The following is a 24,204-nucleotide window of genomic DNA, read 5'->3' as shown; positions in this document are numbered from 1 at the left end:
GGTGGCTTTCAACTGAGCCAACCACAGGGTCACAGACCCTGTTCCCGTAAGGCACATTCTTGGAGACCAAGAGAGACATCATGCTGCGAGCACTCACCCTATCCGCGAGCCTTGCCTTGTTTGGACTGGCGGCCTCGACCGCCTCCGGCATCGCCGCCCCCGCCTGTGGCGGCAACCTCAACCAGTTTCTGCAAGGCGTCAAAAGAGATGCGGTTGCCATGGGCGTTTCCGCAAGTGCCGCAGATCGCGCGCTGGCCCATGCCCAGATTGATCGTAAAGTGCTGTCGATGGACAGGGCGCAGGGCGTGTTCAAACTGGACTTTCTGACCTTTTCCAAGCGTGTCATTTCCAACTACAGAATGAGCCACGGCAAGGCGAACATGGCGAAATACGCCAGTGTCTTCAAACGAGCCCGGTCGCAATACGGTGTCCCGGCTCCTGTCATCACTGCCTTCTGGGCGCTGGAAACCGATTTCGGCGCCGTACAGGGTGATTTCAACACCATCAACGCCCTGGTCACGCTGTCGCATGACTGCCGTCGTCCGGACTTGTTCCGCCCGCAGTTGATGGCAGCCCTTGAAATGGTGCAGCACGGCGATCTTGATCCCACCCAGACAACGGGTGCATGGGCTGGTGAAATCGGTCAGGTTCAGATGTTGCCGAAAGATATTGTCGCCTGGGGCCGTGATGGCGACGGCGATGGCCATGTGCATCTGAAAACCAGCTCTCCTGATGCAATCGTGACGGCGGCAGCCTTCATCAAGCATTTGGGCTGGAAAGCCGGACAGCCGTGGCTGCAAGAGGTCAAGGTTCCCTCCAATCTGCCTTGGGCTCAAACGGGCCTCGACCACACCAAGAGTGGTGCCGATTGGGCCCGCCTTGGCGTGCGATCCCGCTTCGGCAAGATCGCCAGCAACCTGCCAGCCTCGATCATCCTGCCGCAGGGCCGTCATGGACCGGCCTTCCTCGCCTATCCAAACTATGGCGTCTATCTGGAATGGAACAAATCCTTCATCTACACCACGACGGCCGCCTATCTGGCGACCCGTTTGGCCGGTGCTCCAGTCTATGATGCCGGTCATCCCGACACAGGTTTGAGCGATAGCCAGATGAAGCAGTTGCAGCGCAAGCTGGAAGCACAAGGCCATGACGTTGGTGAGATCGACGGCATTCTTGGATCCGGCACCCGCAACGCCGTGCAGGCCATGCAGGAGAAGCTCGGGATGCCTGCCGATGGCTGGCCGACCCCGGCTCTGCTGTCGCGCATGTAACAACGTGACGTGAAAAGGCCGACGTGCCTTTGATAAAGACATGAAGGCCGCTCTCCAAGAAGGAGCGCGGCCTTCATCGTTTCTGCGGGCTTGTTTGAGGCCCCGAAAGGCACTGGTGTCAGGCTGTCAGCATGGCCCGCCTTTGTGACGGTATTCCCCCGGCAAGCAGGCCGATACAGGTGAAGATCACCACAGCGGCTCCGGCCCCCACATCGCTCAAAAGCAGCCCGAACAGAGGCGCTCCCGCAGCCTGTCCGACCGCAATGCTCAGGAAGGCAACCATCAAGCCGGTGGCTGGTCTTTGTGGCAAGGCAGAAATGCCCCAGACCAGATAGATGCCGCTCAACATGACGTAGGCCCCTCCAAACAGAAGGCCACCAGCCAGAACCAGAGCCGATGGCGACCACCCAGCTCCAACGATCAACAGGCTGGCAGCCATGATACCAAGGAAGATCCGGTGGACGCGGTCTATTCCGTAACGGGAAGCCAGCAGCCCGGCCCATGCACCACCAACGCCCCCGACGCCGATCATCACCCACAACAAGCCGGAGCCTGTCGGTCCCCAACCAAGGTGCAATGTCACCAGCTTGCCGCCAAACGACCAAAGCGCCGTGCTGGCCCCCCCATGAAAAAGGCCGCCCCACCAAGGCGAACAAGGGCCAGGCTCCAAGTGAAATTGCCGCGCTCTTGTGAAGGTATGGCGCGATCCGGTTTGGCGCCCGGCAGGCTGCGCAATGCCCAACCGGCGAGGCACAACGCAACGCCTGCGAAGACCGCAAATGCCAGTCGCCACTGTCCACCAATGATCAACGCGAAAGGCCCGGAGATCACCACCCCTGCGCTTGTTCCGGCATTGATGAAGGTGTTGGTCGCATCTTGCCGCGACCGCGCAACGGTGACGGCGATGGCCGCGGCCATCGGAGGAGATACCAGTCCGGTGCTTGAGCCGGCAACCAGCACCGAAACGGCAAGCCAGAGAGAGGTTGGTGCAACGGCAATGCCCAGCATGCCAATCGCAGCCACCAGCGCCGCAGTAACAGCAACAACGCGGGGGCCAACATGCTCGGTCAGATAGGCTGAGAGAACAATGGCCAGACAATAGCCTACAAAGGACCCGCCGGAAATAACACCGGAAAGGCTGGAGCCAAGCCCCAGGTCCGCATCGATTTGCGGCAGAAACAGACCAAAGGCAAATCGAGCCAGACCATAACAGGTCGCGATCAGTGCAAAGCCGACCGCTCCAAGACGCACCGCCGGGCTCATGAGGGCACGTCCCTTGCCTGGGCAATGAGAACCGCAACGGCTCGGCGGGCACTCGCCGCTGCTGCCGGTCCGCGGTAAATCGCCGCCGCAATCGCTCCTTCAAACAGAATAAGAACCTGTTCGCTCACATCCCTGTGGTCTTGCCCCCCATTTCCCGTGCCACGAGAGCCTCGATACGCAGCCGCATGGTTTCTTTATGCGCCAGAACGGGCTCCGAGATCTCGGGTATTTCCCCACCGGTTTCGCTGTGGGTACGCAGGAACAAGCAGCCACGTGCCCCCTCGATCCGGATCCAGTCCTCAAGCGCGACAAAGGCTTCATCGATGCTGTTGACGTCGAGTTGGACGAAGAACCGCTTTTCACGCGCTTTCAGCACCTCCACCATAAGACCGGTCTTGCTGCCGACATGTTTGTAGAGTGTCCGGCTTGAAAGATCCGCAGCCTGCGTCAGGCGGTCCATGCCGGTGGCGTTGAAGCCGTTTTGGTCAAAGAGACCCTCGGCGACAGAAATGAGACGTGTCTTGATATCCATAGTCGACATGTAAAACGTTCGTTTTACACTGTCAACACAGATCTCCCACACCCGAAAATCGGCAAGCGATGCTCGCAACACGGAAAGTGTTTCAGGCCGGCTTTCGATGAGGCGGCAATGCCGTGCAAATGGAAGGCAGCAGATCCGGCAAGGTACGTCGCAGGCAGCAGGTCGCGACGCAAGACAACCATCGCCCTGGCAATTTGAAGCGCATTTACGGGTCTGTGCCTCAAGCACCTTGCAATGCGGAAAATGCGGAAAGCCGGTCGTCTACGGCAGAACCAGCAGCGACAAATCTTTGCCAAGCCCTTCGACGCTACATCCATCGCGGCGAAGCAAGCATCGGGACAAGGTCTCAAGCGCTTGGGCGAGCGCCTGTGGGTCTGTCGCATGTCCCTTGGCCATGCGCCCCTCCTCGTCATCGACCTCTTGAAAAACGCCGCGTTCATCGACGTCATCCATATCTTGGGCCAAGTGCTCGACGTGCGAACGCTGGCTCAAGCTCGCGACCTGATCCTGAGCCACATGCAGACTGTGCGGATCTGTCACGAAACGACTTTTTTCCTGCTTGTTGGCTTTCTCAAGCTTTGATGCTCTGTTGACGGCAGCGCCGATGACGGTGAATTCCAGACGACCACCGCCCCCAACCGTTCCCACCAACACTGTTCCAGTGGCAACGGCAGCGCCCACGCGAAAGGCACCCGGCCAACCTTCCGCCCGAAATTTGTCACCACTCTTTTCAATTTCCTCCAGAATTTCGCAGACTGCCGCCATGCAATCTGCTGCATAACTTGGCGAAGTTGAAAGGGCACCAAATGTAATCAGCGCGCCGTCGCCGAGAAACTTGTCGACCCGACCGCCCCACCGCTGAACAGTGCGCACCAGAAGATCCTGATAAAGTGTCAGAATGCGCAGCACCTTCGTTGGTTCAATACCTTCACTGGTCCGCGTGAAGCCGCGAATATCAACGTAAAGCACCGCCACATCGCGACTGACCGCCTCGCCCGGCGCCATACCACTCACGGCACTGGTGATCGAGCGCGCGGCCTCAGGTGCAAAGAACCTCTCAAGCTCTGTCTTTTCCGCCTGACTTTCCAGCGCCTCAAACAGCGTCTTGCGCGCCCGCATGAGCACCAGCGAAAGAACAACAGTCACCATCACCAGCACCGCGACCTTGTGGATCTCGACGCTGACCAACAGGCGATTGGCAGACAGAATGGCCCCGGCCTCAGCAGCCGATTGCGGATTGAACGGCGCGGTGATGGAATAGACGATGACGACGCCCCATGCCAATGTCGCCAGAAAGCCGCAGACGATCACGTATTTGGGGTCAAAGCGCAGCGCCCGGATGGAAATGAAGATGAAGACATTGAGCAAAATGGGGGTCTTCAGATACAGCGCTTCCGGCCCAAGGCTGTTGAGCTTGAGCGAGAAAATCAGAAACAGCAGCAGGGAAATGTCGACGACAATCGACAGGTAGACGAACCAGCCCGGCAGCATGATCCGGTAGGACAACACCAGCCGAAACAGGGTGAAGACGAAATACACCGACAGCACCGAAGGGATGACGTCATAGCCAATCATATCGATACTGGAGGGCACCAGAATATAGAGAACCTGAAAGCAGGCGATGATGAAAAGCTGCACCCAACCGATCAGACGCTCGGCGCGCACCTCGTTCTTTTCAATCTCCGGAAGCAGCCGGGTGGACACCTTGGTCGGCAAAACCGCCTTCAACAAGGAGAGGATCGATACAGCAACAGCCCGGGGCGATAGGTTCATTCAAAGTCCGTTAAAAGATCGGGTCCGTAGACAGCTCCTGACCTTCTCAGGCTTCGAGACCCTCTTTCGGACCGGCGCCAAGACGATACGACGATCAACCTTCGGCATCGTCTCCAAAGGAAAGAAAAAGCCCCTCATGCGCCACATGCGCAATAGGCAGAACCGCAGATATTTCCCGCGCGATCTGGTCCAGCTCGACATCCGTGCGATAAGGGCCGTGATGGCAGAGCTGTAAATCCTTGACGTTTGTCTTGCGCGCCAGATCTATCGCCTTCTCCCAGGTTGAATGACCCCAACCCCGAAAATGGCTGGCATATTCGCCCTCGGTGAACATGGCATCATAAAACATCACGTCCGCATCCTGAACAAAGGCCTCTACCTTGGCATCAATATGCGGGTCGCCATGTTCGTGATCCGTAATGATGCATATGGAATGGCCCTGATAATCAAAGCGATACCCACAAGCGCCCCCTGGATGATTGAGGCGCACCGTGCTGACGCGCAGATCACCAAAATCTTTGGGAAATTCCTGCTCGGCCACAAACGGCTTGAACTTGATGGCTTTCAAGGTTTCTGCGGCAACAGGAAACACCGGCGGACACATGATCTTGGCGACAATCTGTGACAGGCAGGCGTTGTCCTGAAAATGCCCGGCCCACGCCACAACATCAAACTCGGGGTCATATCCAGGCTTGAAGAAGGGCAGACCACAGATGTGATCGAGATGCGTGTGGGTGAAAAGAATGTCCATGGCCTGCGGGCCTTGCTGAAACAATTGCTTGCCCAACCGGCGCACACCCGAGCCACAATCAACAATAAGAAGTTGATCGCCCGCTCGAATTTCAAAGCAGGTCGTCTCGCCCCCATATTGCAGGGTGTCTGGCCCCGGGGTCGGTATCGACCCGCGAACACCCCAACAGCGAAGGGAAAACGTCGAACTCACACTCACCTCTTAAGAAGGCACTTTGGATTGCATCGCAACAAGATCACTTGTCGTATGTTCCAATCGTAATGCCAGCGTACGCATAACATCAAGCGACATATCCGGGAACTCTTTCAGCATCTTCAAAAAATCGTCTTTAGAGACCATCAATACATCCATGTCACTGGCAGCGATCACGCTTGCCGTTCGTGGCACGTCGCACAGAATGGCGATCTCCCCGACGATTGATCCATGCCCGACGTGCGCAACATCACGGTCCCCGTCCGGCGTATTGATCTGAACATCCGCCTCCCCATCAAGGATGATGAAGGCGCAGTCTCCTTCCTCACCCTGAGCACACAGCCTTTCGCCGGGCCGGTACGTCATGCGTTCGCTGATAAAGGCGAGCAGGCGCAGCTTGGTCTGATCGATGCCACGAAACAGCGGCACTCGTCTGAGAGCTTCGACTTCCTTTTCCAGACTCACATCAACCTCCCTGAGCAACAGCCAAAGTGTCCGTTTGTTACGGCCCCATCTTTATTTTTATAGACAAGTAAACATCTTGGCAGGCTAAGCTCAAGAGACCTTACGAAGACTCTTGATTTACACGCCCCTGATCCAGCTTGATTTTACAATCATATTCCGCGGCAACCGAGTCAAATGTTGTTCCGATCAGGAACATCTTGCCATGAAGTTCTTTACGCAAGAACTCGCGCAGCGCCTTGTCCTCGCTGCTCGGGGTCGCGCCGATTTCGTCAATGATGGTAATGGCAGCGTTTTTCAACAAGGCGCGAACAAGCGCCAATTTGCGCTTTTGCGTACCTGAAAGGCGCGATCCTGCCACTCCTACATGGTATCCGAAGCCCGCATGCACAACCGGCGCGCGCAAATTGCGTTCCTCGACCACGGATCGGACAAGAGCATCAATGCGCCGTCGTGCATCCCGACGGTCAACGCGCGGACGTCCGAACAGGAGATTGTCTTCGATCGACAGAGACGCCAGAAAAACGTCCGGATCAATGGCGTCGAAATACTCCGACTTGCTCACAACCTTTTCGTGGAAAACCGGTCTGGCTTCAACGACTTCGTCCTCAAAGCCATCCTCAAACACGCCCAGACGATGCCGTGCTGGCACAAGCCGGAAGGCAAGAAGGATCAAGCGATCCAGATCGGCGCGCTGCGAACTCGACAGACGGCGCTTCTTGCGCTTGGCTGCATGAACATCACGTGCCACACGCACAATACGCTCAAATTCCGGTAATTCGTCCTGCGACAGGAAGGAATACGTCCCCAGCAGCGCACTGTCCGAACTCAAGTTGGCGAACAGCTCGATCATCGTTTCCGCGATCTTGAGACCGATTTCTTCGAGTTTACGCTCAAAACCACTTTCATGAAGGAAGCTTCGTACCTCCTCCAACTCCAGGATCACTTCCGGCGGCATCTCCGGGTCGGTGCGCACCGCGAAGAACAGATTTTCTGCCAGACTGGCGCTGGCATTGAAGCGTTTGATATCCCAGAGTTCCACCAGATCGGCCAGTTCATCACTGGCGGCAATGCGCTCCTTCAGTTCGGCCCGCACCTGCAGGATCTGATCGACAAAGTCCGCGTGCATAGACGGGTCAAAATGCGACTGCAAGCCGAGACGATAGATGTCCGCTTCCAGGCCCAGCTTATTCAACAAGTCGAGTGCCCGTCGATCCAAAGCCGCGTTGTCTTCCAGCCCGGCCTGCTTATGGTCGTCCCATATCGCCGCCAGATCATAGGCCGGATTCTCTGTAATTTCAGCCTCCCGCACCTGACGTTCAAATTCAGCCAGTTGCTCGGCGTTACGTTCGGGCGGCATCAGCGGGCGATGCCGCAGGCCGTAATAGAGATTGTCGCGGATGGTGCCGCTCCAGATATGTACATCGGCGCTGACGTAGGCGATCTGGCGCCCAATGGTGGATGCCGCCATTTGTTCCAGATCGTGCCCCCCCACCTCAACGCGACCGCTGACGGGGGACAGAAGTCCGGCGGCAAGTTGCAAGACCTCGCTGCGGCCAGACCCATCCGGTCCAACGACCGCGAGACTTGTGCCTTGCGGCACCTCCAGGGACAGATCGAAAACATCCTGCCCGGCCGCCCCGCCGGAAAAGGAGACATCCGTAATCTTCAGATCGCCCGACAATTCGACATCTTCATCACGAACCAATCGATCGCGCGGATAAAGATCGGGCGGATCAAAATTTTCAACGACGGTCTGGTACTTCACATCGACATCGGCAACGGCCTGATAATAAGCCAGCAGCTCTTTCCAAGGCCCCGCCAAGTCCTTGTAGGCAGCCACAACGGCCAGCAAGGCCCCGATGCTCATGTTGCCTTCAATCACCAGATAGCCGCCGATCAGATAAAACAGAAACGGCGTCAACTGGTTCATGAAGTTGTTCAAGAACTTGATGAAATACTTCCGGTTGAAGATTTCATAGCGAATCTTGAAGTTGGTATAGAGGCGACTGGATACCTCTGCCGAATCGCCAGGCACTGGTGTCATTGGCGTGGATCTCGGAAATGCCATTGATGCTTTCGCCGACCTTATCCGCGATCAACCGCACATTCTTCACCCGCTCGCGCGACAGGCGAACGACCTGTCTTTGCAATTTCGGGATGACATAACCCTGCACCGGATAAGACGAAATCGCCGCCAGACCCAACCACGGGTTCTGCATGAAGATAAAGCCGATCTGCACGACAAGCATGCCGCCCTGATAGGCAGGCAAGGCGATGGCTTCTCCCACGAAGGTGCCAACGTCCTCAACTTCCGAGGTCAGCATCGGAATGATTTCGCTGGAACTGATCTTCTTGAAATGCGGCAGGCGGAAACGCAGCACGCGCTGAAACAGATCAAAGCGCAGTCGGCGCAACATGCGCTCACCCAACCGCCCCTTATAGACGTTCAGATAAAGCTTGAGGCCGTTGGACAGAACCACGAGAGCCAGAAAAGCAAAGGCCAGCAGACCAAGATAAGAAACCTGATCAAACTCGAAGCCGGAGATCTCACGAGGAAAATTATCCCCTTCAATGGCATCATTGACGATCAGCTTGGGCAGTTCCAGAAGCACATAGCTGATGGGATAGGACAGAATGGTGATCAGGAGGATGAACAGTTGCTGTCTCGAACTGTACTGCCAGATAAACCGAAACAGATTCTTTTCCATCACAGAAACCCAATAGACAGCACAAGTTTGCCGAAAGCTGATCAGCCGCCAGCGCGATGAACTGTCGCACGGCGGGGGCGGCACGCTGGAAGTTTAGGAAAGCAAAGACCACGCACCGTTAAAAAACGCTCTCCAAGTGGAGACGGCCATGATCTGAATTTTCTGTATTGATCATTTCTTCCAAGATACGTCAATCACATAATCGTTCGTAGGCATTGCACCAACGGTCGCAATGCACGTTTCTGTGACGTTAAAGCATGGACAGGGCGTATTCGACCGGGATAGTGTCGCTCTCGCTCAAGGTGAAATCTGCTTTGGGAGGAGTGCAAGGACATTCAGGCATTTCCGGACGCATGGCTTGCCGACTGAAGTTTCAGCGGGGTCGCGATGTTCGGGCGGCTGTCCCCTCGTTTGAGCATATCGCATGGCTCAGGCCACGTTTTTACTGCTGCGACCATGAATGTGAAAGCATGTCATCAAATTCGCCCAAGATTCTCATCTACAGCCATGACACGTTCGGTCTTGGACATTTGCGGCGCTGTCGTGCCATCGCCCATGCACTTGTGGGCCGATTCGACAGTCTGTCGGTCCTGATCCTGTCCGGATCGCAGATCATCGGCAACTTCGAGTTCCGATCGCGAGTGGATTTCGTTCGCATCCCTGGCGTCATCAAACTCAAGAATGGTGAATATACACCGCTCTCGCTGGGGCTTAATCTCGATCATACGCTGGCAATTCGCGCCTCGATCATCGAGCATACTGCCAAGGTCTTTGAACCAGACATATTCATCGTTGACAAGGAGCCGCTGGGCTTGCGCGGTGAAGTTCTGCCGACGTTGGAAGCTCTGGCCTCAACGCCGACACGGCTGGTGCTGGGCCTGCGCGATGTGATGGATGATCCGGACATGCTGCGTGAGGAATGGGAGCGCAAGAACGTCTACCCTGCCCTGCGCGATCTTTACGACGAGATCTGGGTCTATGGGCCAGAGAGCCTGTGCGAACCCCTGACCGGCATTGACCTGCCTGAAGGCGTCGAAGACAAGCTGATGTACACTGGCTATCTGCGCCGTGACCTTCCAGCCAATGCCTCTGATGCCGATGGGCCTGCCCCCTTCGGGTCGACGCCTTATATCCTCGTCACGCCGGGAGGCGGCGGCGATGGTGTGGAAATGGTCGATTGGGTGATGCGCGCTTATGAAGCCCGCAAGACGCCACTGTTTCCGGCTCTCGTCATTCTGGGTCCTTTCATGGCCGCCGCCGACGCTGCCGCGTTCAGCGCCAGAGCCGAACGCCTGCGCGATGTGGAGGTCTTGCGGTTCACGCCAGAAATCGAACCTTACATGGACAATGCCAAGGCAATCGTCGGCATGGGAGGCTACAACACGTTCTGCGAAATCCTGTCCTTCGACAAGCCGACGTTGATTGTGCCGCGTGTAAAGCCGCGCCGTGAACAGGCAATCCGCGCTTCACAGGCGGAAGACAACGGGCTCCTGAGTGTTCTGTCCATCGACCACTATCCAAATGCCGACCTGATGGCCGAGGCCATTGCACGTTTGCCGATGCAGCCACGTCCGTCCCAGGCCGGCGTGCGCAGCCTGCTTGGCGGCCTGGGAGCCATTGGTGACCGAGTGGAAGAAATCCTCCAGCACAAGAACCACATCAGGCATCCCGGTGCCCGACCATTTCTGGAGTCGGATGCCGAAGCGGAAACGATCGACGAAGACGCTTGAGAACGAACCGGTGCGCGGCACGATCTCTTCTCCGCGCCAGTTTTCTGTGTTCGCTCAAAGCCAAGCGCACGCTGGAGGTGGCCCTGCGAAATCAGATCGCATTATATGAACTCAAACGGTTCGGCCTTTTCACTTGGTCAACTGCCTGTCACCTCAACCACCCGCCAAAGAGTGTTATATGCCCCGTATTGCCGTCGTGGTGAAAGGCTATCCTCGCCTCTCCGAGACCTTTATCGCCCAGGAAATTCTCGGACTGGAGCAACGTGGCATCGATGTGCTGATTGTCGCCTTACGCCAGCCCTATGATCCGTTCATCCATGAAGTCCACCGCCAGATCAAAGCTGACGTACTTTATCTGCCGGAGTATGTCGAAGATGACCGGGAACGGGTAGCCTGCAGTGAATTATGGGCAGCAGGTCAACCGACCCATGCAGCAGCGAGAGCCCTGTTTGAGGCCGATTATGCACAAGACCCGAGCGAAGACCGTGCCAAACGCTGGTCGCAGGCCTGCGTCCTTGCACAAGAGCTGCCAGACGACATCACCTGGATCCACACACATTATCTGCATACGCCCTGCTCCGTCGCCCGCTATGCGGCACATCTGTCGAACCAGTCCTGGTCCTTTTCGGCCCACGCCAAGGACATCTGGACCAGCCCGGAATGGGATCTGCGCACCAAGCTCGACGATGCGGCTTGGGGCGTGACCTGCACCGGCGTTAATGCGGACTATCTCAAAAGCCTTTGTGCGACGCCCGACAAGATCGAACTGGTGTATCATGGGCTTGATTTTACCGGTTTCCCTCTGCCTTCGCAGGAGACTTCGACCCGCGACGGGCACAACCCTCACGATCCCGTACGCATCGTGTCCGTTGGCCGTGCAGTGGAAAAGAAAGGCTATGATGACCTGCTGCAGGCGCTGGCTACCTTGCCCAACGATCTCAACTGGCAGTTCACACATGTCGGCGGCGGTGAACTTTCAGACGACCTTCAAGCTCTTGGCGACAGTCTTGGCCTCAGCGAGCGCATCACCTGGCGCGGGGCGCAGCCGCGTGAAGAAGTCATCGCCACAATGCAAGCGGCAGATCTCTTTGCACTCCCCTCCAAGATCGCCAGCACGGGCGACCGGGACGGCTTGCCCAACGTCTTGATGGAGGCTCAATCCATGGGACTGTGTTGCCTGTCGACACAGGTGTCTGCCATCCCCGAATTGATCAAGGACGGCGAGACCGGCCGCCTCGTCCCTCAGGCCGACCCAGCCACCTTGAAAGAGGTCTTGGCGGAGCTGATTGCCAGCCCGAACGCGCGTGACCGCCTCGGCCGCGCAGCCGCAACGCATGTGCGCGAGACGTTCGCCAGTGCACCGGGGCTGGACCATCTGGCCGAGAAGTTTCGCCCGCTACTGGCCCACTGACACACGGCGGCTGCACCGGTCTGATGACACGCCATCTCGACATTGCGTTTACCGCCCCGATGAAGCCGCTCGATGATCCAACGCCGTCTGGCGACCGGACCATGGGGCGCCTGCTTCTGCGCGCATTACAACTACGTGGCCACGACGTCGAGATTGCCAGCACCTTTCGCTCCTGGACGAAGGCAGGTGGCAATGACGTTTATGAGCAATTGAAGGTGCAGGCGAGCGCCGAAATCGAGCGTATCAGCGCGCAATGGCAACGCCAGAAACGGGTTCCGGACCTGTTTTTGACCTACCATCTCTATCACAAGGCCCCAGACTGGATTGGCCCGGCACTGGCTGATCGCTTTGATATTCCCTATGCCATCATTGAAGCCAGCCGCGCGCCCAAGCGCCAGACGGGTGCCTTCGCACCCGGGTTCGCCGCTGCCGATGTGGCCCTTGGCCGGGCCGATAATGTCGCCGCCCTGCACCGCGCAGATGCCGAATGCCTGCGAGCGGTTCTACCTTCGGAACGGCTCCAGATCGTGCTGCCTTTTCTGGATACCGCCCCTTTTGAGACGAGAGATGCCGCGGTTTCTGCAACCTCCCCTCACAAGCCTTTACGCCTTCTCAGCGTTGCCATGATGCGGGAGGGTGACAAACAGGCCTCCTTCAAGCTTCTGGCGCAGGCTTTGGCACGGCTCGAAGACCTCCCCTAGCATCTGACGATCATCGGAGACGGCCCGGCTCGTGACGCCGTTCTGGCCGGGTTTCAGTCGCATCGCATCAGCGCACCGGGAGCCCTCGACCAGAGCGAACTGGCACAAGCCTATGCGGCGCATGATCTTTTTGTCTGGCCTGCCGTGCGGGAGGCCTTTGGCTTTGTCTTTCTGGAGGCGCAGACGTGCGGCCTGCCAGTTCTTGCCGGCGACAGTTTTGGCGTTCCAGACATTGTACGCGACGGCAAAACCGGCATCATTGTTCCGGTCGACGATGTGGAGGCCTTCACACAAGCCTTACGGCATCTGATTGAAAACCCCAGTCGCCTCACCGCTCTCGGGCAAGCGGCTAGGAAGCACATTCAGACACATCACACGCTGGCGCAAGGGGCTGCGCGGCTCGAAGCATTCCTGTTGCAGGCCTGCGACACTCACGCAAGCCGGGCAATCGCGACAAATCCCAAGCAGGACGACACGAGGGACCGATGACGTTTTCCGTTTTCATTCATGTACAGCATCTGCTTGGCACAGGCCACGCCGTTCGGGCCGCAGCCATTGGCAAAGCCCTTGTCGCGCGCGGTGGAAAGGTCACACTTGCCACGGGAAATACATTGCCGCCAACCCTCAACACCGATGGTCTCGACGTGCTGCATCTGCCACCAGTGCGCAGCCCTGATGCCGTTTTCGACCGGTTGGTGACACCAGAGGGCGACGAGATTGATGCGGCCTGGCAGCAACGCCGCCTTGACATGACGCTCGCAGCCTTTCGCTCGCAGCCCTACGACCTGCTTCTCACCGAGACATTTCCCTTTGGGCGGCGTCAATTTGCCTTTGAACTGCTGCCGCTGGTGGACCTTGCCCGCGCCATGCCACACCGACCGCTGATCGCCACATCGATCCGCGATATCCTCAGTACGCAAGAAGCAAATCTGGAAAGAGGAATGGATGGCAAATCAGGCCACGGCCTTTTATGATCGTATTCTCGTGCATTCCGACCCCGCACTGGTCAAGCTTGCCGACAGCTTCCCCTTCGCGGACCGGGTCGAGCCTCTTGTGCGCTACACCGGCTTTGTCGGGGGGCATAACCGACAGGCTTCGCAAACCTCTGACGGACATGACGAAGTCGTTGTTTCTTGCGGTGGCGGCGCCGTGGCGCGAAACCTCATCGAGGCGGCGCTTGACGCAAAGGCCCACTGTCAGCGTGCCAAGGGACACGCTCTGGCGCCTGCTCATCGGCCATGATATTGATGCAGACACCTTCGCTGCCTATCAGGCGCGAGCCGGAAGTGGCGTTCTGGTCGAACGGGCAAGACCCGATTTCCCCGATCTACTGACCCGTGCCCGCCTGTCTGTCAGTCAGGCTGGCTACAACACGGTGCTGGATGTGCTCATCGCGGGCGTGCGTGCGGTCTTCGTGCCCTTTGCGCAAATCAATGAGACCGAGCAGACCCAGCGTGCCCAGGCACTGGCAGATCGCAACCGGGCCGTTGTCTGCAAGGAAGACGGATTAACCGCCAAGGTGCTGGGACAGGCAATAGACACCGCATTGGAACAGGATCTCAGTACGGAAACTGTTGCGCTTGGCGGCGCAGAAAACAGTGCCGACATTCTGCTTGAGGATTTGAAGGCGAGAACAGCATGAGCACGGAGAAAGATCGGTTCTGCACCGCGTTGATCACCCATCTCGACTGGTTTGCCGCACGCGATCAAAGCGTGCGCTTCTGGTGGCGCGACGATGATGCGATCGAGCCAACCGCAAAACTCGACCGGCTTTTAGGCCTTGCAGACAAACACGAAATCGACGTTGCTCTGGCCGTGATCCCGAAGCATGCAACGGAAGCATTGGCGCGTCGTCTGGAAGAGACACCCCACGCCATCGTCTTGCAGCATGGCTATCAGCATCAGAATTTCCAACGCAAGGATCTGGGCGAAAAAGCTGCAGAACTTGGAAGTCGACGCGATCCGTCAGAAGTCTTCACGCAATTGCAGACGGGCAAGGCCCGATTGACCGAACTGTTTGGCGAGCGGTTCGTGCCTGCTCTCGTACCGCTCCTGGAACCGCGTGTCCCCCGCGATCCGGCATCTGTTGCCACGCCTCGGCTTGCAAGGCCTGTCCACGTTCACCTGGGACCATTTTCCGCGCGCCCATCAGGTGCAATCGCATGTCGACATCATCAAGTGGAAGAAGGAGCGCCGGTTCATTGGATGGGAAAGTGCACGTCTGCGATTTGATCTGCAACTGTGCCGCCGCCGAACGAGATCCTGCCGAACCTCTTGGCATCCTTACGCACCATCTGGCGCAGGAAGAGGATTGTTTCGGCTTTCTAGATGTCTTTCTGGAGATCGCCGCGCATCACCCCGGCGCATCATGGCCCTTGGTGAAAGACCTGTTTCAGGAGTGAGCGCGGACGTTGCGCGTCAGCGCTTTGGCTTGACGAGACGCAAACGTCAAGGTGACGTTCTTTTTGTCAGACACCAGCCGATAGTCATCCAGAACGTCCCATTTTTCGGGATCGTCCGTAGCCTCCCAAACCCATGAGATAGCACGGTTGGCACCGCTCTCCGGACGCTTGGGCGCATACATCGACACAGCAAGAACACCATCGTCGGTCAGAAAATCCGCATAGCGTGCCAAAAGCGCAGCCGGATCCTTGGAAAAATACATGACCTCATTGAAGACAATGGCCGAATAACGCGTGCCCTCCGGTGGCAGGAAGTCATGCATATCGCCTGCTTGCAAGGTGGCAATTTCCAGGTCGACATCGGCAATCTCAAGGGCGGCGGGCGCAAGATCCAGTCCGGTATAGCGCACGAGCCCCATTGGGCGCAGCCGCTGAAACAGCAACCCCTCGCCACAGCCAACATCCAGCACATGCTCAAGATTGCCACTCAACGACAGCCACATGCCAATGATGCCATAGCGTCCGCTTTCGGGCAGAGACGACAGAAAAGACCAGCGCCCATCGCCGTATTCCTGATCCCAGCCTTCGGTTGAGCTTGCGTTTTTCGACATGCTGTTCTGGCCTTTTCCCGGTGTGTCAGCCGGACCGAAAGCGGTGTCCGACCATGTTATCATTCACTTATATGGGTCGGCTGCGTCGCGCAAACCATCCCCGAGGAAGTTGAAGGCCAACACAACGATAATGATTGGCACCACAGGCGAAAGCAGTCAGGGATAAATGGTGATGACCGAGATATTCTGGCTCTCGTTCAACAGCACGCCCCACGAGACCGCCGGACGTCGCAGCCCCAGATTGAGATACGACAGCGCCGTCTCCCCAAGGATCATCGAAGGAATGGACAGTGTCGCCGATGCAATGATGTGGCTGGTGAACCCCGGCAACAGATGCCGCACGATCACACGGCGCGGACTTGCCCCCATGAGCACGGCCGCGCGCGCATATTCTTCCTCACGCAGGGAAAAGAACTTGGCTCGCACAGCACGTGCCAGCCCCGGCCAATCGAGCAAGCCCAAAATGACGGTAATTCCGAGGTAGATCCACAAAGGGCTCCAGGTGATTGGCAAGGCGGCGGAGAGAGCCATCCAGAGTGGCAGTTCCGGCAGAGAGCGGAGGATCTCGATCAACCGCTGAATGGTACTGTCGATAAAGCCACCAAAATAACCAGCCAGCCCACCGAACAACAGACCAAGGGAAATCGAGATTGCCACGCCGATCAACCCGACCGTCAGCGAGAGCCTTGCGCCATAGACCAGACCGGACAGCATGTCACGGCCAAGCCGATCCGTGCCCAACAGATACAATGTGCCATCCTTGGCCGGGCAAACCAGATGAAATGATGCCGGCAGGAAGCCCCAGAACTTGTAAGGATCGCCCGAACAGAAAAACCGCAGCTTTTCAATCCGTCCCTCGTCTCGGGTGTAGTCCCAGCGCATCTTCTCCAGATTGACCTTTGCCGTCATGCCATAGACAAACGGGCCAACAAACTTGCCATCATGAAACAGATGCACCGTCTGAGGGGGCGCGTAGAGAAAATCATTGTTGCGTGTCGACGCTGTATAAGGCGCGATCTGCTCGGCAAAAGGCACGCAGAGATAAAACAGGACAAGAATCACGCCGGACCAAAGCGCCAGCTTGTGGCGCTTGAACTTCCACCACATGATCTGCCACTGCGAGGCCTGATAATAGCGTTCCTGCTCCGGTGTCAGGCTTTCAAACTCGACCGGATTGAACGACGCTTCATTGACGTAATGCGGATGATCGTCCAAGGCCCGGTCCTGCATCTCTGTCTTCGACTTGTCGTGATCGCTCATCATGCCTTCTCCCCAAGCCGAATGCGGGGGTCGAGAACAGCCAACAACAGATCAGAGACCAACATGCCGATCAGTGTCAGGACCGAAGTGAACATCAAGACAAAGCCTGCCAGAAATTCGTCCTGCGATTGCAGGGCATCCAGCAAGATCGGCCCCACCGTTGGCAGACCGAGAACCACAGACACGATCACCGATCCCGACACCATCGAGGGAATAAGGCTGCCAATGTCGGCCACAAAAGGATTGAGGGCCATACGGAGCGGATACTTGATCAGCAAGCGCTGCTCCTTTAGGCCTTTCGCACGGCCTGTGGTGACATATTGCTTGTTCAATTCATCCAACAGGTTGGCGCGCAGGCGGCGGATCATGGCAGCCGTCCCCGCGGTGCCGATGACGATGGTCGGAATAATCAGGTGGCCGAGCATGGAGCCGACCTTGCCCATGCTGAGCGGCTCGTTGATATAGGCGGGATCCATCAACCCGCCGATGGATATGCCAAACCAGACGTTGAAGAAGTACAACAGGATCAAACCCAACAGGAAATTGGGCACCGCCAGACCCAGATACCCCAGCAAGGTGAAGCCGTAATCCCCCCAAGAGTATTGTCGGGTCGCAGAGTAGATGCCAATCGGAAACGCGACGATATAGACGAACAGCACACTGGCGAAATTCAAAATGAATGTCAGCGGCATCGTTGGCCCAAGAACCTGCGCGACGGGTCGATCATATTCAAATGACCATCCCCAGTTGCCCTCGATCAGGCCGTTGAAACCGTTGGGGCTAGGTACGAGCTCCAACCCAGATCAGATAGCGCTCCACAAATGGCTTATCGAGCGCAAATTCCTGCCGCATAAACTCCAGCTTGGCAACCGAACTTTGCTCGCCCGACGTCTTGAGAACCTCAATCTGGTTGCTGATGTAGTCCCCCGTCGGCAACTCAATCACAAAGAAGATCAAGAAGCTGATGACGAACAGCGTCGGGATCATCATCAAAATCCGGCGCAGAATATATTTCATCATGACGGTGCGTCCTGCTTCTTCTTCTCATTGATTTGCGCGCAAGCCGAATGATCTGCCTACGGCAGACAGACTGCTTAGTCATCCCGGTCGGTTAGATAGAATTCATCCATGCGATGAATGCCAAACTGAGCCCCGGGATCCCACCCATAGATCCCGCGTTTGGGGACATTGCGAACGCCTTTGACGACAACCGGCTGCGGCACCGCATTCACCAGACCGATATGGAATGTTTCTTCAGCGTTGATTTCAAGGATCCGGTCCCATACGGCACGGCGTTCCTGATCCGTAGTGGAGGCCAGCCACCGGCGGTACAGTTGCACCAATTCGATGGCCGGTTTCCAATCCGGCTTTGTGCCAGACTTGCCATTGGTCTCGAAGTAATCCCCCCACGCCGACCACGCGAAGCGATCACCATGCACGGGACAATAATCGTCGGGCGGCATGTCCGGAGTCGCAAGTCCGTTTTCAAACCCCGACCACACGGCCATGACAAGACTGCCCGTGATGGCGCGGCGACGCAGAATGTCGCGTTGGCTGGGCCGGATAAACAGGCGAATGCCAAGATCACGCCAGTTGTCTTTCACCAGTTCCAGGGCATCAGTCTCTTCACGGCTTTCACCCGATGTCTCGACAATGATATCCAGCGGCTTTCCATTGGGCAGCAGACGAATACCGGCACTGTTGCGCTTGGTCAGGCCCATTTCATCCAGAAGCGCGTTGGCCTGCTTGGGATCATATTGGGCCCACATCGTCTGGTATTTCTTCTTGAACAAAGGGCTTTCGGGCAACACCGTGTCATTGCTGGGCGTGCCCAGACCGAAGAACAGAACCCGATTGATCATCACCCGGTCGATGCCAACAGACAGGGCGTGACGAAACCGGGTATCGCGCAAGATCTTGCGCCACATCGGATCCTTCACCGTCAGATCCGGGATTAGCGAAATCTCTGATCCCTTGGTGTTCGGCCACAGCAGCGTGTAATAGCGAGAGCGTTTTTCACCGCGCTTCAGCACCGAAATATTCGAGAACGACAGATTGCGCGCTTGCAAGTTGCTTTCGCCCGACTGGGTCTTGGCCGGAATGAGTTTGCCGTTGGCGACCGTCAGCACGATCCGGTCAATATACGGCAATTGCTGGCCCGTGCTGTCGACGCGGTAATAGTAAGGATTGCGCGTAAAAACGAAACGGCGTTCACCACCGCCATGCCCTTTCACCCGCATCCAGGGCTGCAACGTCGGCAGATCCGGATTATGGGCATTGTACATGTCGTCCATCTTGTTGTGCAGCGGAGCCCAACCACGCACCTTGTATTCAGCCGCTTCCTTCTTGATGAAGGCCGGATCCCCGTATTTGATATTGAACTGCTTCAAATAATGTGCCGGGCGGTAAATGAACGGTGGCCGGGCCTTGGCCAGTTCCGGCAGAAACTGGGGATTGGGAACTGGTACAGGCATAGCGAACGGTTGTCGGATCAATCACCGTAAACGTTGGCCCGTGCCCCTGCACCATCATGAAGGCAGGCAGCCCTGTCGGATTAAGGGCCTTGTTGGTGGCAATATCCTCAAAGTAATAGCGGAAATCTTCAGCCGTGAACGGCGCACCATCGGACCATTTCTGTCCGCGTCGCAAGTGCATGGTGAAGATGCGACCGTCCTTCACATCAACGCTTTTCAAGATGTCCGGGACGAGCTTCAGATCCTTGTTGTAGCCGACAAGCCGCGCATATCCCCAAACATTGACAAGACGCAAATCCTTGGCCCGGCCGATCAACGTGTACAGCGTGCCCCCTGGAATACCCGTGGTGCGCCCCTGTTCCGGCAAATTGACCACCAGTGGATCTTGCGGCAGACGCTCGCTCAAAGGCGGCAAGGTTTCAGAAACGGCTGTGTGGTCATCCGACTGCTCGGCCAAGGCAGGTAGACCGGAGGCAAGCAAAGCGCATAGAAGACCAGCAGTGCGCAGCGTTTTCTTGAGAAGACTCATGATGCGGCCCGTCCTTCTGTCGTTCCTGAAAGGCCTGCCAGCCCCGGCGCGCAAACGAAGTGTTCGGGTTCCACCTCCACCATTGCAGCGGTCGCGCCCGGCATCATGCGATAGGGGTCAGGCCACTCCTGCGGGGTTGAGGCACGCATCGCATCCAATGTGTCAAAGTCCAGCGGTGTTTCCAGATCCGGAGCCGGAACGGCGGACAAAAGCGCCCGCGTATAGGGATGTTGGGCATTGTCGACAACCTTGCGGGTCGGGCCCATTTCCACCAGATGCCCCTTGCACATCACCGCCACGCGATCCGCGAGAAAATCCACGACAGCCAGATTGTGACTGACCACCAGATACGTCAATTGCAGACTCTGCCGAAGGTCTTGCAACAGATTGAGAATCTGCGCCTGAACGGACACATCAAGCGCCGAGGTTGGCTCATCGCATAAGATGAATTCCGGATTAAGTGCCAACGCGCGTGCAATGCCAATTCGCTGACGTTGCCCGCCAGAGAACGAATGCGGATAGCGCCGCAAAAAGCGTTTTTCCAGCCCAACCAGTTCCATCAACTGCCGTACGCGATCCGCCTGTTCCTCTGCTGATCCCTGCTTGTGGATCTGCAAGGGTTCCAGCAGCAGGTCATTCACAGTCATGCGAGGATTGAGCGAGGAGAATGGATCCTGAAAAATCAACTGCACGCGACGGCGAAAATCCATCATCTGGCCTGCACTCAAGGTGCTGATGTCGGTCAGCCCATCGCCGAAGTTATAGCGGATCTTCCCGGCAGTCAGATCCATCGCATGCAGCATGGCCATCGCCAGCGTTGTCTTGCCCGAGCCGGATTCCCCGACGAGGCCGACACATTCGCCCCGCCGAATGCTCAAGCTGACTTCGCTAACCGCTTTCACCTCGCGCTGAAGTGACCCGAACAGCTTCTGCTTGCGCAAGACATAGGTCTTTGAGGCTTCAGAAACCTCCACCAAAGGCTCACCCACCTTGACCTTGCAATCCACTGGCTTGCGAAAATCGCTCTCCGGCTTCAGCGTCAAGGGACGCAGCGCCTCCAGTCGCTCCGTTTTCTGCATCTGGAACCGCGGCACAGATTTCAGCAAGGACTTCAGATAGGGATGGCCCGGCGCAGAGAAAATCTGCTTTGCCGTGCCCTTCTCCATGACCTCACCGTGATAAACCACCACCACATCGTCGGCCATATTGGCGACAACACCGAAATCATGAGTAATCAGCAGAACGGACATATCCAGTTCGCCCTGCAAATCCTTGATCAGCTTCAGAATATCCGCCTGGATCGTGACATCCAGTGCCGTCGTCGGCTCATCCGCCACCAGCAGCGCCGGTCGACAGATCAACGCCATTGCGATCATCGCCCGCTGCCGCAAACCGCCCGAAAGCTCGAAGGAATAACTGTCGAGCGCATTCGCCGGATCCGGAAACCCGACGAGATGCAACATGTCGCGCGTCAACTCACGGGCCTCAGCGGTCGACACATCGCGGTGCAGAAGCGCGGCTTCGCCAATCTGATTGCCAATGGTGTGCAAAGGCGACAGGGATGTCATCGGCTCCTGGAAGATGATTGCAACTCTGTTGCCGCGGATATGACGATATTCAGGACTTTTGGGAGATAATTGCGTCAGATCAACGGGAAGGCCGGAGCCAAACGGATCCGCGAGATGGATCGCGCCATTGGCGATATGCGCAACGTCGGGCAGCAACCCCATGATCGCTTGGGAGATCACCGTCTTGCCAGATCCAGATTCTCCGACAAGTGCTACAGTCTTGTTGCGCGGCACCTTGAAAGAAACATCATTGACGGCACGAATGATACCTTCCTGAGACCGGATATCTACAGTCAGGTTTTCAATCGACAAAACGTTCAATGACATATCTTCCCCAGAGACAAGAACAAACCCAGCCTGTTGGCCACAGGCATCACAAAGTCTGCCAATCTTGTTACAGGAATACAAAAAAGTACAAGCGGATAGGCTTTTTTACATGCATTTTTTTCAAGGACTTGCTTGATTGTGGTCAAGCTGTGCGCAAAACGTCAATTACCTCCTCGGTGAAAGAAGGCTCTCAATCGTCTTCATCGCTCTCGACAGTCTCACCATATGCCTGAACGACTTCGTTCCACGCGTATGGGTCAAGCTTCCAGACCTCGAGATCCGAGGTCCGCCCCCGCAGCACGAAATTGCCGACGTGCTCCTTGGCTGTTTCATTTTCCAGCCGTTCGACCGTATCGGAACTGGCCAGAATGATGATCTCATCCTCTTCGCCGATCTCACGGCCCAGCGCCTGCAGGCGGTCAGACACATTCACTGTGTCTCCGACAACTGTGTAGTTCCAGCGATCAAGCGCCCCGACGTTGCCGACCATTGCCATGCCGGAGTGCAGCCCCATGCGCATACGCAAGCGCTCTTCGCCACGTTCGAGTGCGATCTCGTTGACACTCTGCAAGGCCTTGGCAATCTTGCGCGCAGTACGCACCGCCGCATCCGCATGATCCGGGCGCTCGTCCGGCGCGCCCCAAAACGCCAACATGCCATCACCGATAAACTTGTCGATTGTGCCGCCTTCAGATTCCACCGCCTCGACCAGAATACTGAAATAGTCGTTGAGATAATGTGCCGTCTCGGTTGCACTCATATTTTCTGACATGCTGGTGAAGCCGGCAACATCTGTGAACAGGATGGTCAGTTCTGCTTCGTGGGCGCCAATTTTTGTCTGCCCGTCCAGACGCATGAGCTTGGAAAACAGTGACCGCGGCACATAAGGGTTCAGAGCACGCAACCCATCAACCATGGAGTTGAAGGTGACGGCGAGCTGATCCAACTCCGCAATGTGACTGCGAGGCACTGGCTCAATGTTGTCGAGATCGAAGTGACCAACTCGTCTTGCCTGCATTGACAGCATTTTCAAGGGTTTGGCGACACGGCGCCCCAAAAGCATGGCGATCAGGACCGCCACCAGAATGGCGGCAAAACCAACCGCGCCGCTCCAGATCAGGCGACCGACCTCGCCTCCTAGGGTGTTGCGCCGCAAGTATTGCCCAAGCAACCAAGGCTGATCGCTGTATCCCTTGATCAAGGATGAGATCACGATGTAGGTGCCGTGTTTCAAACTGACCCGTGACACCTGAACCCCTTGCGAGGCGGCGCGCGAAAACCCGTCAGCCGCACGGCCCCGATCAAAATTTGCCAGAACAGGATCCCCCAATTCCGAGCGATCCGCAGGCAGGCTGTGGCGCGGAATATCACCAGTCGCAAACCGGGTCATCTTGGAGTGAAGAATAACCGTCTTGCCATCCAGAAGAATGAAGGTGGTCGCATCGCCATTGCCAGAAAACAGACTAAGCGCACGCGACAGCTGCTCAAGGGATGTTGTCGCCGTCAAAGTGCCGAACATCCTGCCATCGCGCACCAATGGCAAGGAGGCATTGGCAAACTGCCCCACCTTGTTGGTGATCAGCTTGCCCCAGGTCAAACCGCTGGCGGGGGTCAGGTGCGGAATATGATAGGCGCGCTTGACCCCTGCAACATGCTCTTGAGTAAATGGCCAGAGCTGGCCACTCAGTGATTTGTACACACCAACCGCAAACCCACGCTGATCTGTATAAATAAGAGCCGAGAGATCGTGGTTGGCCGCAACAGCCATCGACAGATATTCGATCATGCCCTGCGTATCGTCAACGTTCACGGACCCCCGCTGAAAGAACGGGCGCAGATTGCGCAAGGCCATTTCGACGGAGAGGAAGTGATCCTTGACATAGCCGTCAAAGCCATTCGTCAACAACACGGCCTTGTCATTGAGCAAGGAAAAGGTGTTCTTGTAATTTGAAAAGATCGACAGAATGAGGACGAGACTGAGCGTGATCGCGACAAACCCGGCGAAGCCAAAGGAGACGATCCGGGTCAGCGGCACTCTGAACCTGTAGGAGCGTTTGCGCTCGTCTGTCATTCAGTCTCCTCAGCCGCACAAGTGTCCGATGGCGGTTGTGCCGCTCTTTTACTCGCAATTCATTGCAAACAGAACGGCTCTTGCCCGCCCATTGGGCAGGCGCATTCTACCAGCAAGCCCTGTGATCAAAACACGTAAAACACCACATTTCGTTGA

General features: G+C 56.9%; 23 protein-coding genes and 2 pseudogenes. 10 read left to right on the top strand and 15 right to left on the bottom strand.

The window, feature by feature from the left end:
* Window positions 1-80: 80 nt before the first annotated feature.
* Entirely contained in the window at window positions 81-1,271 is a 1,191-nt protein-coding gene (locus AC0L7U_RS17370) for a lytic murein transglycosylase (RefSeq protein WP_473692482.1), read from the top strand.
* A 118-nt stretch (window positions 1,272-1,389) separates the two neighbouring features.
* Here the strand turns inward: AC0L7U_RS17370 and AC0L7U_RS17365 are convergent, their stop codons facing one another.
* The 8 genes from AC0L7U_RS17365 to AC0L7U_RS17330 all read right to left on the bottom strand — a co-directional run bounded on the left by AC0L7U_RS17365 (window position 1,390) and on the right by AC0L7U_RS17330 (window position 8,964).
* A complete protein-coding gene (locus AC0L7U_RS17365) occupies window positions 1,390-1,854 on the bottom strand; it encodes a hypothetical protein (protein WP_473692480.1) in 465 nt (154 codons plus the stop codon).
* A complete protein-coding gene (locus AC0L7U_RS17360; RefSeq protein WP_473692478.1) occupies window positions 1,851-2,534 on the bottom strand; it encodes an MFS transporter in 684 nt (227 codons plus the stop codon). Before AC0L7U_RS17360 ends, AC0L7U_RS17365 begins: the two co-directional genes overlap by 4 nt.
* A 124-nt stretch (window positions 2,535-2,658) precedes the next feature.
* The gene (locus AC0L7U_RS17355) at window positions 2,659-3,075 is read right to left on the bottom strand and encodes a TetR/AcrR family transcriptional regulator (protein ID WP_473692476.1); all 417 of its coding nucleotides are present in this window, start codon (window positions 3,073-3,075) and stop codon (window positions 2,659-2,661) included.
* Between the two features lie 261 nt (window positions 3,076-3,336).
* Window positions 3,337-4,848 (bottom strand): adenylate/guanylate cyclase domain-containing protein, encoded by a 1,512-nt coding sequence (locus tag AC0L7U_RS17350; RefSeq protein WP_473692474.1) that lies wholly within the window; start codon window positions 4,846-4,848, stop codon window positions 3,337-3,339.
* A gap of 94 nt (window positions 4,849-4,942) precedes the next feature.
* Complete coding sequence (locus AC0L7U_RS17345; RefSeq protein WP_473692472.1) at window positions 4,943-5,791, bottom strand: MBL fold metallo-hydrolase; 849 nt, start codon at window positions 5,789-5,791, stop codon at window positions 4,943-4,945.
* A 9-nt stretch (window positions 5,792-5,800) separates the two neighbouring features.
* Window positions 5,801-6,256 carry a cyclic nucleotide-binding domain-containing protein gene (locus AC0L7U_RS17340; RefSeq protein WP_473692470.1) on the bottom strand — a complete coding sequence of 152 codons (456 nt, stop codon included), beginning with the start codon at window positions 6,254-6,256 and terminating at the stop codon, window positions 5,801-5,803.
* Window positions 6,257-6,356: 100 nt separating this feature from the next.
* Entirely contained in the window at window positions 6,357-8,300 is a 1,944-nt protein-coding gene (locus tag AC0L7U_RS17335) for an ATP-binding cassette domain-containing protein (protein ID WP_473692468.1), read from the bottom strand.
* Window positions 8,230-8,964: an ABC transporter transmembrane domain-containing protein gene (locus AC0L7U_RS17330; RefSeq protein WP_473692466.1), complete on the bottom strand. Its 735-nt coding sequence runs from the start codon at window positions 8,962-8,964 to the stop codon at window positions 8,230-8,232. Before AC0L7U_RS17330 ends, AC0L7U_RS17335 begins: the two co-directional genes overlap by 71 nt.
* Before the next feature lie 470 nt (window positions 8,965-9,434).
* Here AC0L7U_RS17330 and AC0L7U_RS17325 point away from each other — a divergent pair, with 470 nt between their 5' ends.
* From AC0L7U_RS17325 to AC0L7U_RS17285, 9 genes are all read left to right on the top strand, one after another.
* Entirely contained in the window at window positions 9,435-10,694 is a 1,260-nt protein-coding gene (locus tag AC0L7U_RS17325) for a glycosyltransferase family protein (protein WP_473692465.1), read from the top strand.
* A gap of 178 nt (window positions 10,695-10,872) precedes the next feature.
* Window positions 10,873-12,105: a glycosyltransferase family 4 protein gene (locus AC0L7U_RS17320; protein ID WP_473692463.1), complete on the top strand. Its 1,233-nt coding sequence runs from the start codon at window positions 10,873-10,875 to the stop codon at window positions 12,103-12,105.
* Window positions 12,106-12,128: 23 nt separating this feature from the next.
* Window positions 12,129-12,806, top strand: coding sequence for a hypothetical protein (locus AC0L7U_RS17315; RefSeq protein WP_473692461.1), 678 nt, complete (start codon window positions 12,129-12,131; stop codon window positions 12,804-12,806).
* Between the two features lie 3 nt (window positions 12,807-12,809).
* Window positions 12,810-13,295 carry a glycosyltransferase family 4 protein gene (locus AC0L7U_RS17310; RefSeq protein WP_473695878.1) on the top strand — a complete coding sequence of 162 codons (486 nt, stop codon included), beginning with the start codon at window positions 12,810-12,812 and terminating at the stop codon, window positions 13,293-13,295.
* Window positions 13,292-13,780: a hypothetical protein gene (locus tag AC0L7U_RS17305; RefSeq protein ID WP_473692459.1), complete on the top strand. Its 489-nt coding sequence runs from the start codon at window positions 13,292-13,294 to the stop codon at window positions 13,778-13,780. The genes AC0L7U_RS17310 and AC0L7U_RS17305 overlap by 4 nt, the downstream gene beginning before the upstream one ends.
* On the top strand, window positions 13,752-14,048 hold the full coding sequence (locus tag AC0L7U_RS17300; protein WP_473692457.1) for a hypothetical protein: 297 nt from the start codon (window positions 13,752-13,754) through the stop codon (window positions 14,046-14,048). Before AC0L7U_RS17305 ends, AC0L7U_RS17300 begins: the two co-directional genes overlap by 29 nt.
* Window positions 14,008-14,448, top strand: a complete 441-nt coding sequence (locus tag AC0L7U_RS17295; RefSeq protein WP_473692455.1) for a glycosyltransferase — start codon at window positions 14,008-14,010, stop codon at window positions 14,446-14,448. The genes AC0L7U_RS17300 and AC0L7U_RS17295 overlap by 41 nt, the downstream gene beginning before the upstream one ends.
* Window positions 14,445-15,038 carry a polysaccharide deacetylase family protein gene (locus tag AC0L7U_RS17290; RefSeq protein WP_473692453.1) on the top strand — a complete coding sequence of 198 codons (594 nt, stop codon included), beginning with the start codon at window positions 14,445-14,447 and terminating at the stop codon, window positions 15,036-15,038. Before AC0L7U_RS17295 ends, AC0L7U_RS17290 begins: the two co-directional genes overlap by 4 nt.
* Window positions 15,020-15,208, top strand: a complete 189-nt coding sequence (locus AC0L7U_RS17285) for a hypothetical protein (protein ID WP_473692451.1) — start codon at window positions 15,020-15,022, stop codon at window positions 15,206-15,208. Before AC0L7U_RS17290 ends, AC0L7U_RS17285 begins: the two co-directional genes overlap by 19 nt.
* Here the strand turns inward: AC0L7U_RS17285 and AC0L7U_RS17280 are convergent.
* The 7 genes and pseudogenes from AC0L7U_RS17280 to AC0L7U_RS17250 all read right to left on the bottom strand — a co-directional run bounded on the left by AC0L7U_RS17280 (window position 15,199) and on the right by AC0L7U_RS17250 (window position 24,048).
* Window positions 15,199-15,819, bottom strand: a complete 621-nt coding sequence (locus AC0L7U_RS17280) for a class I SAM-dependent methyltransferase (protein ID WP_473692449.1) — start codon at window positions 15,817-15,819, stop codon at window positions 15,199-15,201. The two genes, AC0L7U_RS17285 and AC0L7U_RS17280, sit on opposite strands and share 10 nt — an antisense overlap.
* Window positions 15,820-15,882: 63 nt before the next feature.
* Window positions 15,883-17,049: pseudogene (locus AC0L7U_RS17275) on the bottom strand (ABC transporter permease).
* A gap of 29 nt (window positions 17,050-17,078) precedes the next feature.
* Window positions 17,079-18,099 (bottom strand): annotated as a pseudogene (locus tag AC0L7U_RS17270) (ABC transporter permease).
* Between the two features lie 74 nt (window positions 18,100-18,173).
* Window positions 18,174-19,469, bottom strand: coding sequence for an ABC transporter substrate-binding protein (locus tag AC0L7U_RS17265; protein ID WP_473692447.1), 1,296 nt, complete (start codon window positions 19,467-19,469; stop codon window positions 18,174-18,176).
* A complete protein-coding gene (locus tag AC0L7U_RS17260) occupies window positions 19,411-20,082 on the bottom strand; it encodes an ABC transporter substrate-binding protein (RefSeq protein ID WP_473692445.1) in 672 nt (223 codons plus the stop codon). The genes AC0L7U_RS17265 and AC0L7U_RS17260 overlap by 59 nt, the downstream gene beginning before the upstream one ends.
* Window positions 20,079-21,977, bottom strand: coding sequence for an ABC transporter ATP-binding protein (locus AC0L7U_RS17255; RefSeq protein ID WP_473692443.1), 1,899 nt, complete (start codon window positions 21,975-21,977; stop codon window positions 20,079-20,081). The genes AC0L7U_RS17260 and AC0L7U_RS17255 overlap by 4 nt, the downstream gene beginning before the upstream one ends.
* Window positions 21,978-22,167: 190 nt before the next feature.
* Window positions 22,168-24,048 (bottom strand): adenylate/guanylate cyclase domain-containing protein, encoded by a 1,881-nt coding sequence (locus tag AC0L7U_RS17250; protein WP_473692442.1) that lies wholly within the window; start codon window positions 24,046-24,048, stop codon window positions 22,168-22,170.
* Window positions 24,049-24,204 lie beyond the last annotated feature (156 nt).

This window comes from Roseibium sp. 10G30-5, from assembly GCF_055809635.1.
Note: the sequence above shows the minus strand (reverse complement) of the source record. Positions and strands in the feature narration are given on the sequence as shown.

Excerpts from the sequence above, each read along its gene's own strand:
- AC0L7U_RS17335 (WP_473692468.1), bottom strand. The coding sequence starts at position 8,300 with ATGACACCAGTGCCTGGCGATTCGGCAGAGGTATCCAGTCGCCTCTAT.
- AC0L7U_RS17355 (WP_473692476.1), bottom strand. The coding sequence starts at position 3,075 with ATGTCGACTATGGATATCAAGACACGTCTCATTTCTGTCGCCGAGGGT.
- AC0L7U_RS17315 (WP_473692461.1), top strand. The coding sequence starts at position 12,129 with ATGACACGCCATCTCGACATTGCGTTTACCGCCCCGATGAAGCCGCTC.
- AC0L7U_RS17280 (WP_473692449.1), bottom strand. The coding sequence starts at position 15,819 with ATGTCGAAAAACGCAAGCTCAACCGAAGGCTGGGATCAGGAATACGGC.
- AC0L7U_RS17260 (WP_473692445.1), bottom strand. The coding sequence starts at position 20,082 with ATGAGTCTTCTCAAGAAAACGCTGCGCACTGCTGGTCTTCTATGCGCT.
- AC0L7U_RS17360 (WP_473692478.1), bottom strand. The coding sequence starts at position 2,534 with ATGAGCCCGGCGGTGCGTCTTGGAGCGGTCGGCTTTGCACTGATCGCG.
- AC0L7U_RS17255 (WP_473692443.1), bottom strand. The coding sequence starts at position 21,977 with ATGTCATTGAACGTTTTGTCGATTGAAAACCTGACTGTAGATATCCGG.
- AC0L7U_RS17325 (WP_473692465.1), top strand. The coding sequence starts at position 9,435 with ATGTCATCAAATTCGCCCAAGATTCTCATCTACAGCCATGACACGTTC.
- AC0L7U_RS17250 (WP_473692442.1), bottom strand. The coding sequence starts at position 24,048 with ATGACAGACGAGCGCAAACGCTCCTACAGGTTCAGAGTGCCGCTGACC.
- AC0L7U_RS17350 (WP_473692474.1), bottom strand. The coding sequence starts at position 4,848 with ATGAACCTATCGCCCCGGGCTGTTGCTGTATCGATCCTCTCCTTGTTG.
- AC0L7U_RS17305 (WP_473692459.1), top strand. The coding sequence starts at position 13,292 with ATGACGTTTTCCGTTTTCATTCATGTACAGCATCTGCTTGGCACAGGC.
- AC0L7U_RS17320 (WP_473692463.1), top strand. The coding sequence starts at position 10,873 with ATGCCCCGTATTGCCGTCGTGGTGAAAGGCTATCCTCGCCTCTCCGAG.
- AC0L7U_RS17330 (WP_473692466.1), bottom strand. The coding sequence starts at position 8,964 with ATGGAAAAGAATCTGTTTCGGTTTATCTGGCAGTACAGTTCGAGACAG.
- AC0L7U_RS17300 (WP_473692457.1), top strand. The coding sequence starts at position 13,752 with ATGGCAAATCAGGCCACGGCCTTTTATGATCGTATTCTCGTGCATTCC.
- AC0L7U_RS17370 (WP_473692482.1), top strand. The coding sequence starts at position 81 with ATGCTGCGAGCACTCACCCTATCCGCGAGCCTTGCCTTGTTTGGACTG.
- AC0L7U_RS17290 (WP_473692453.1), top strand. The coding sequence starts at position 14,445 with ATGAGCACGGAGAAAGATCGGTTCTGCACCGCGTTGATCACCCATCTC.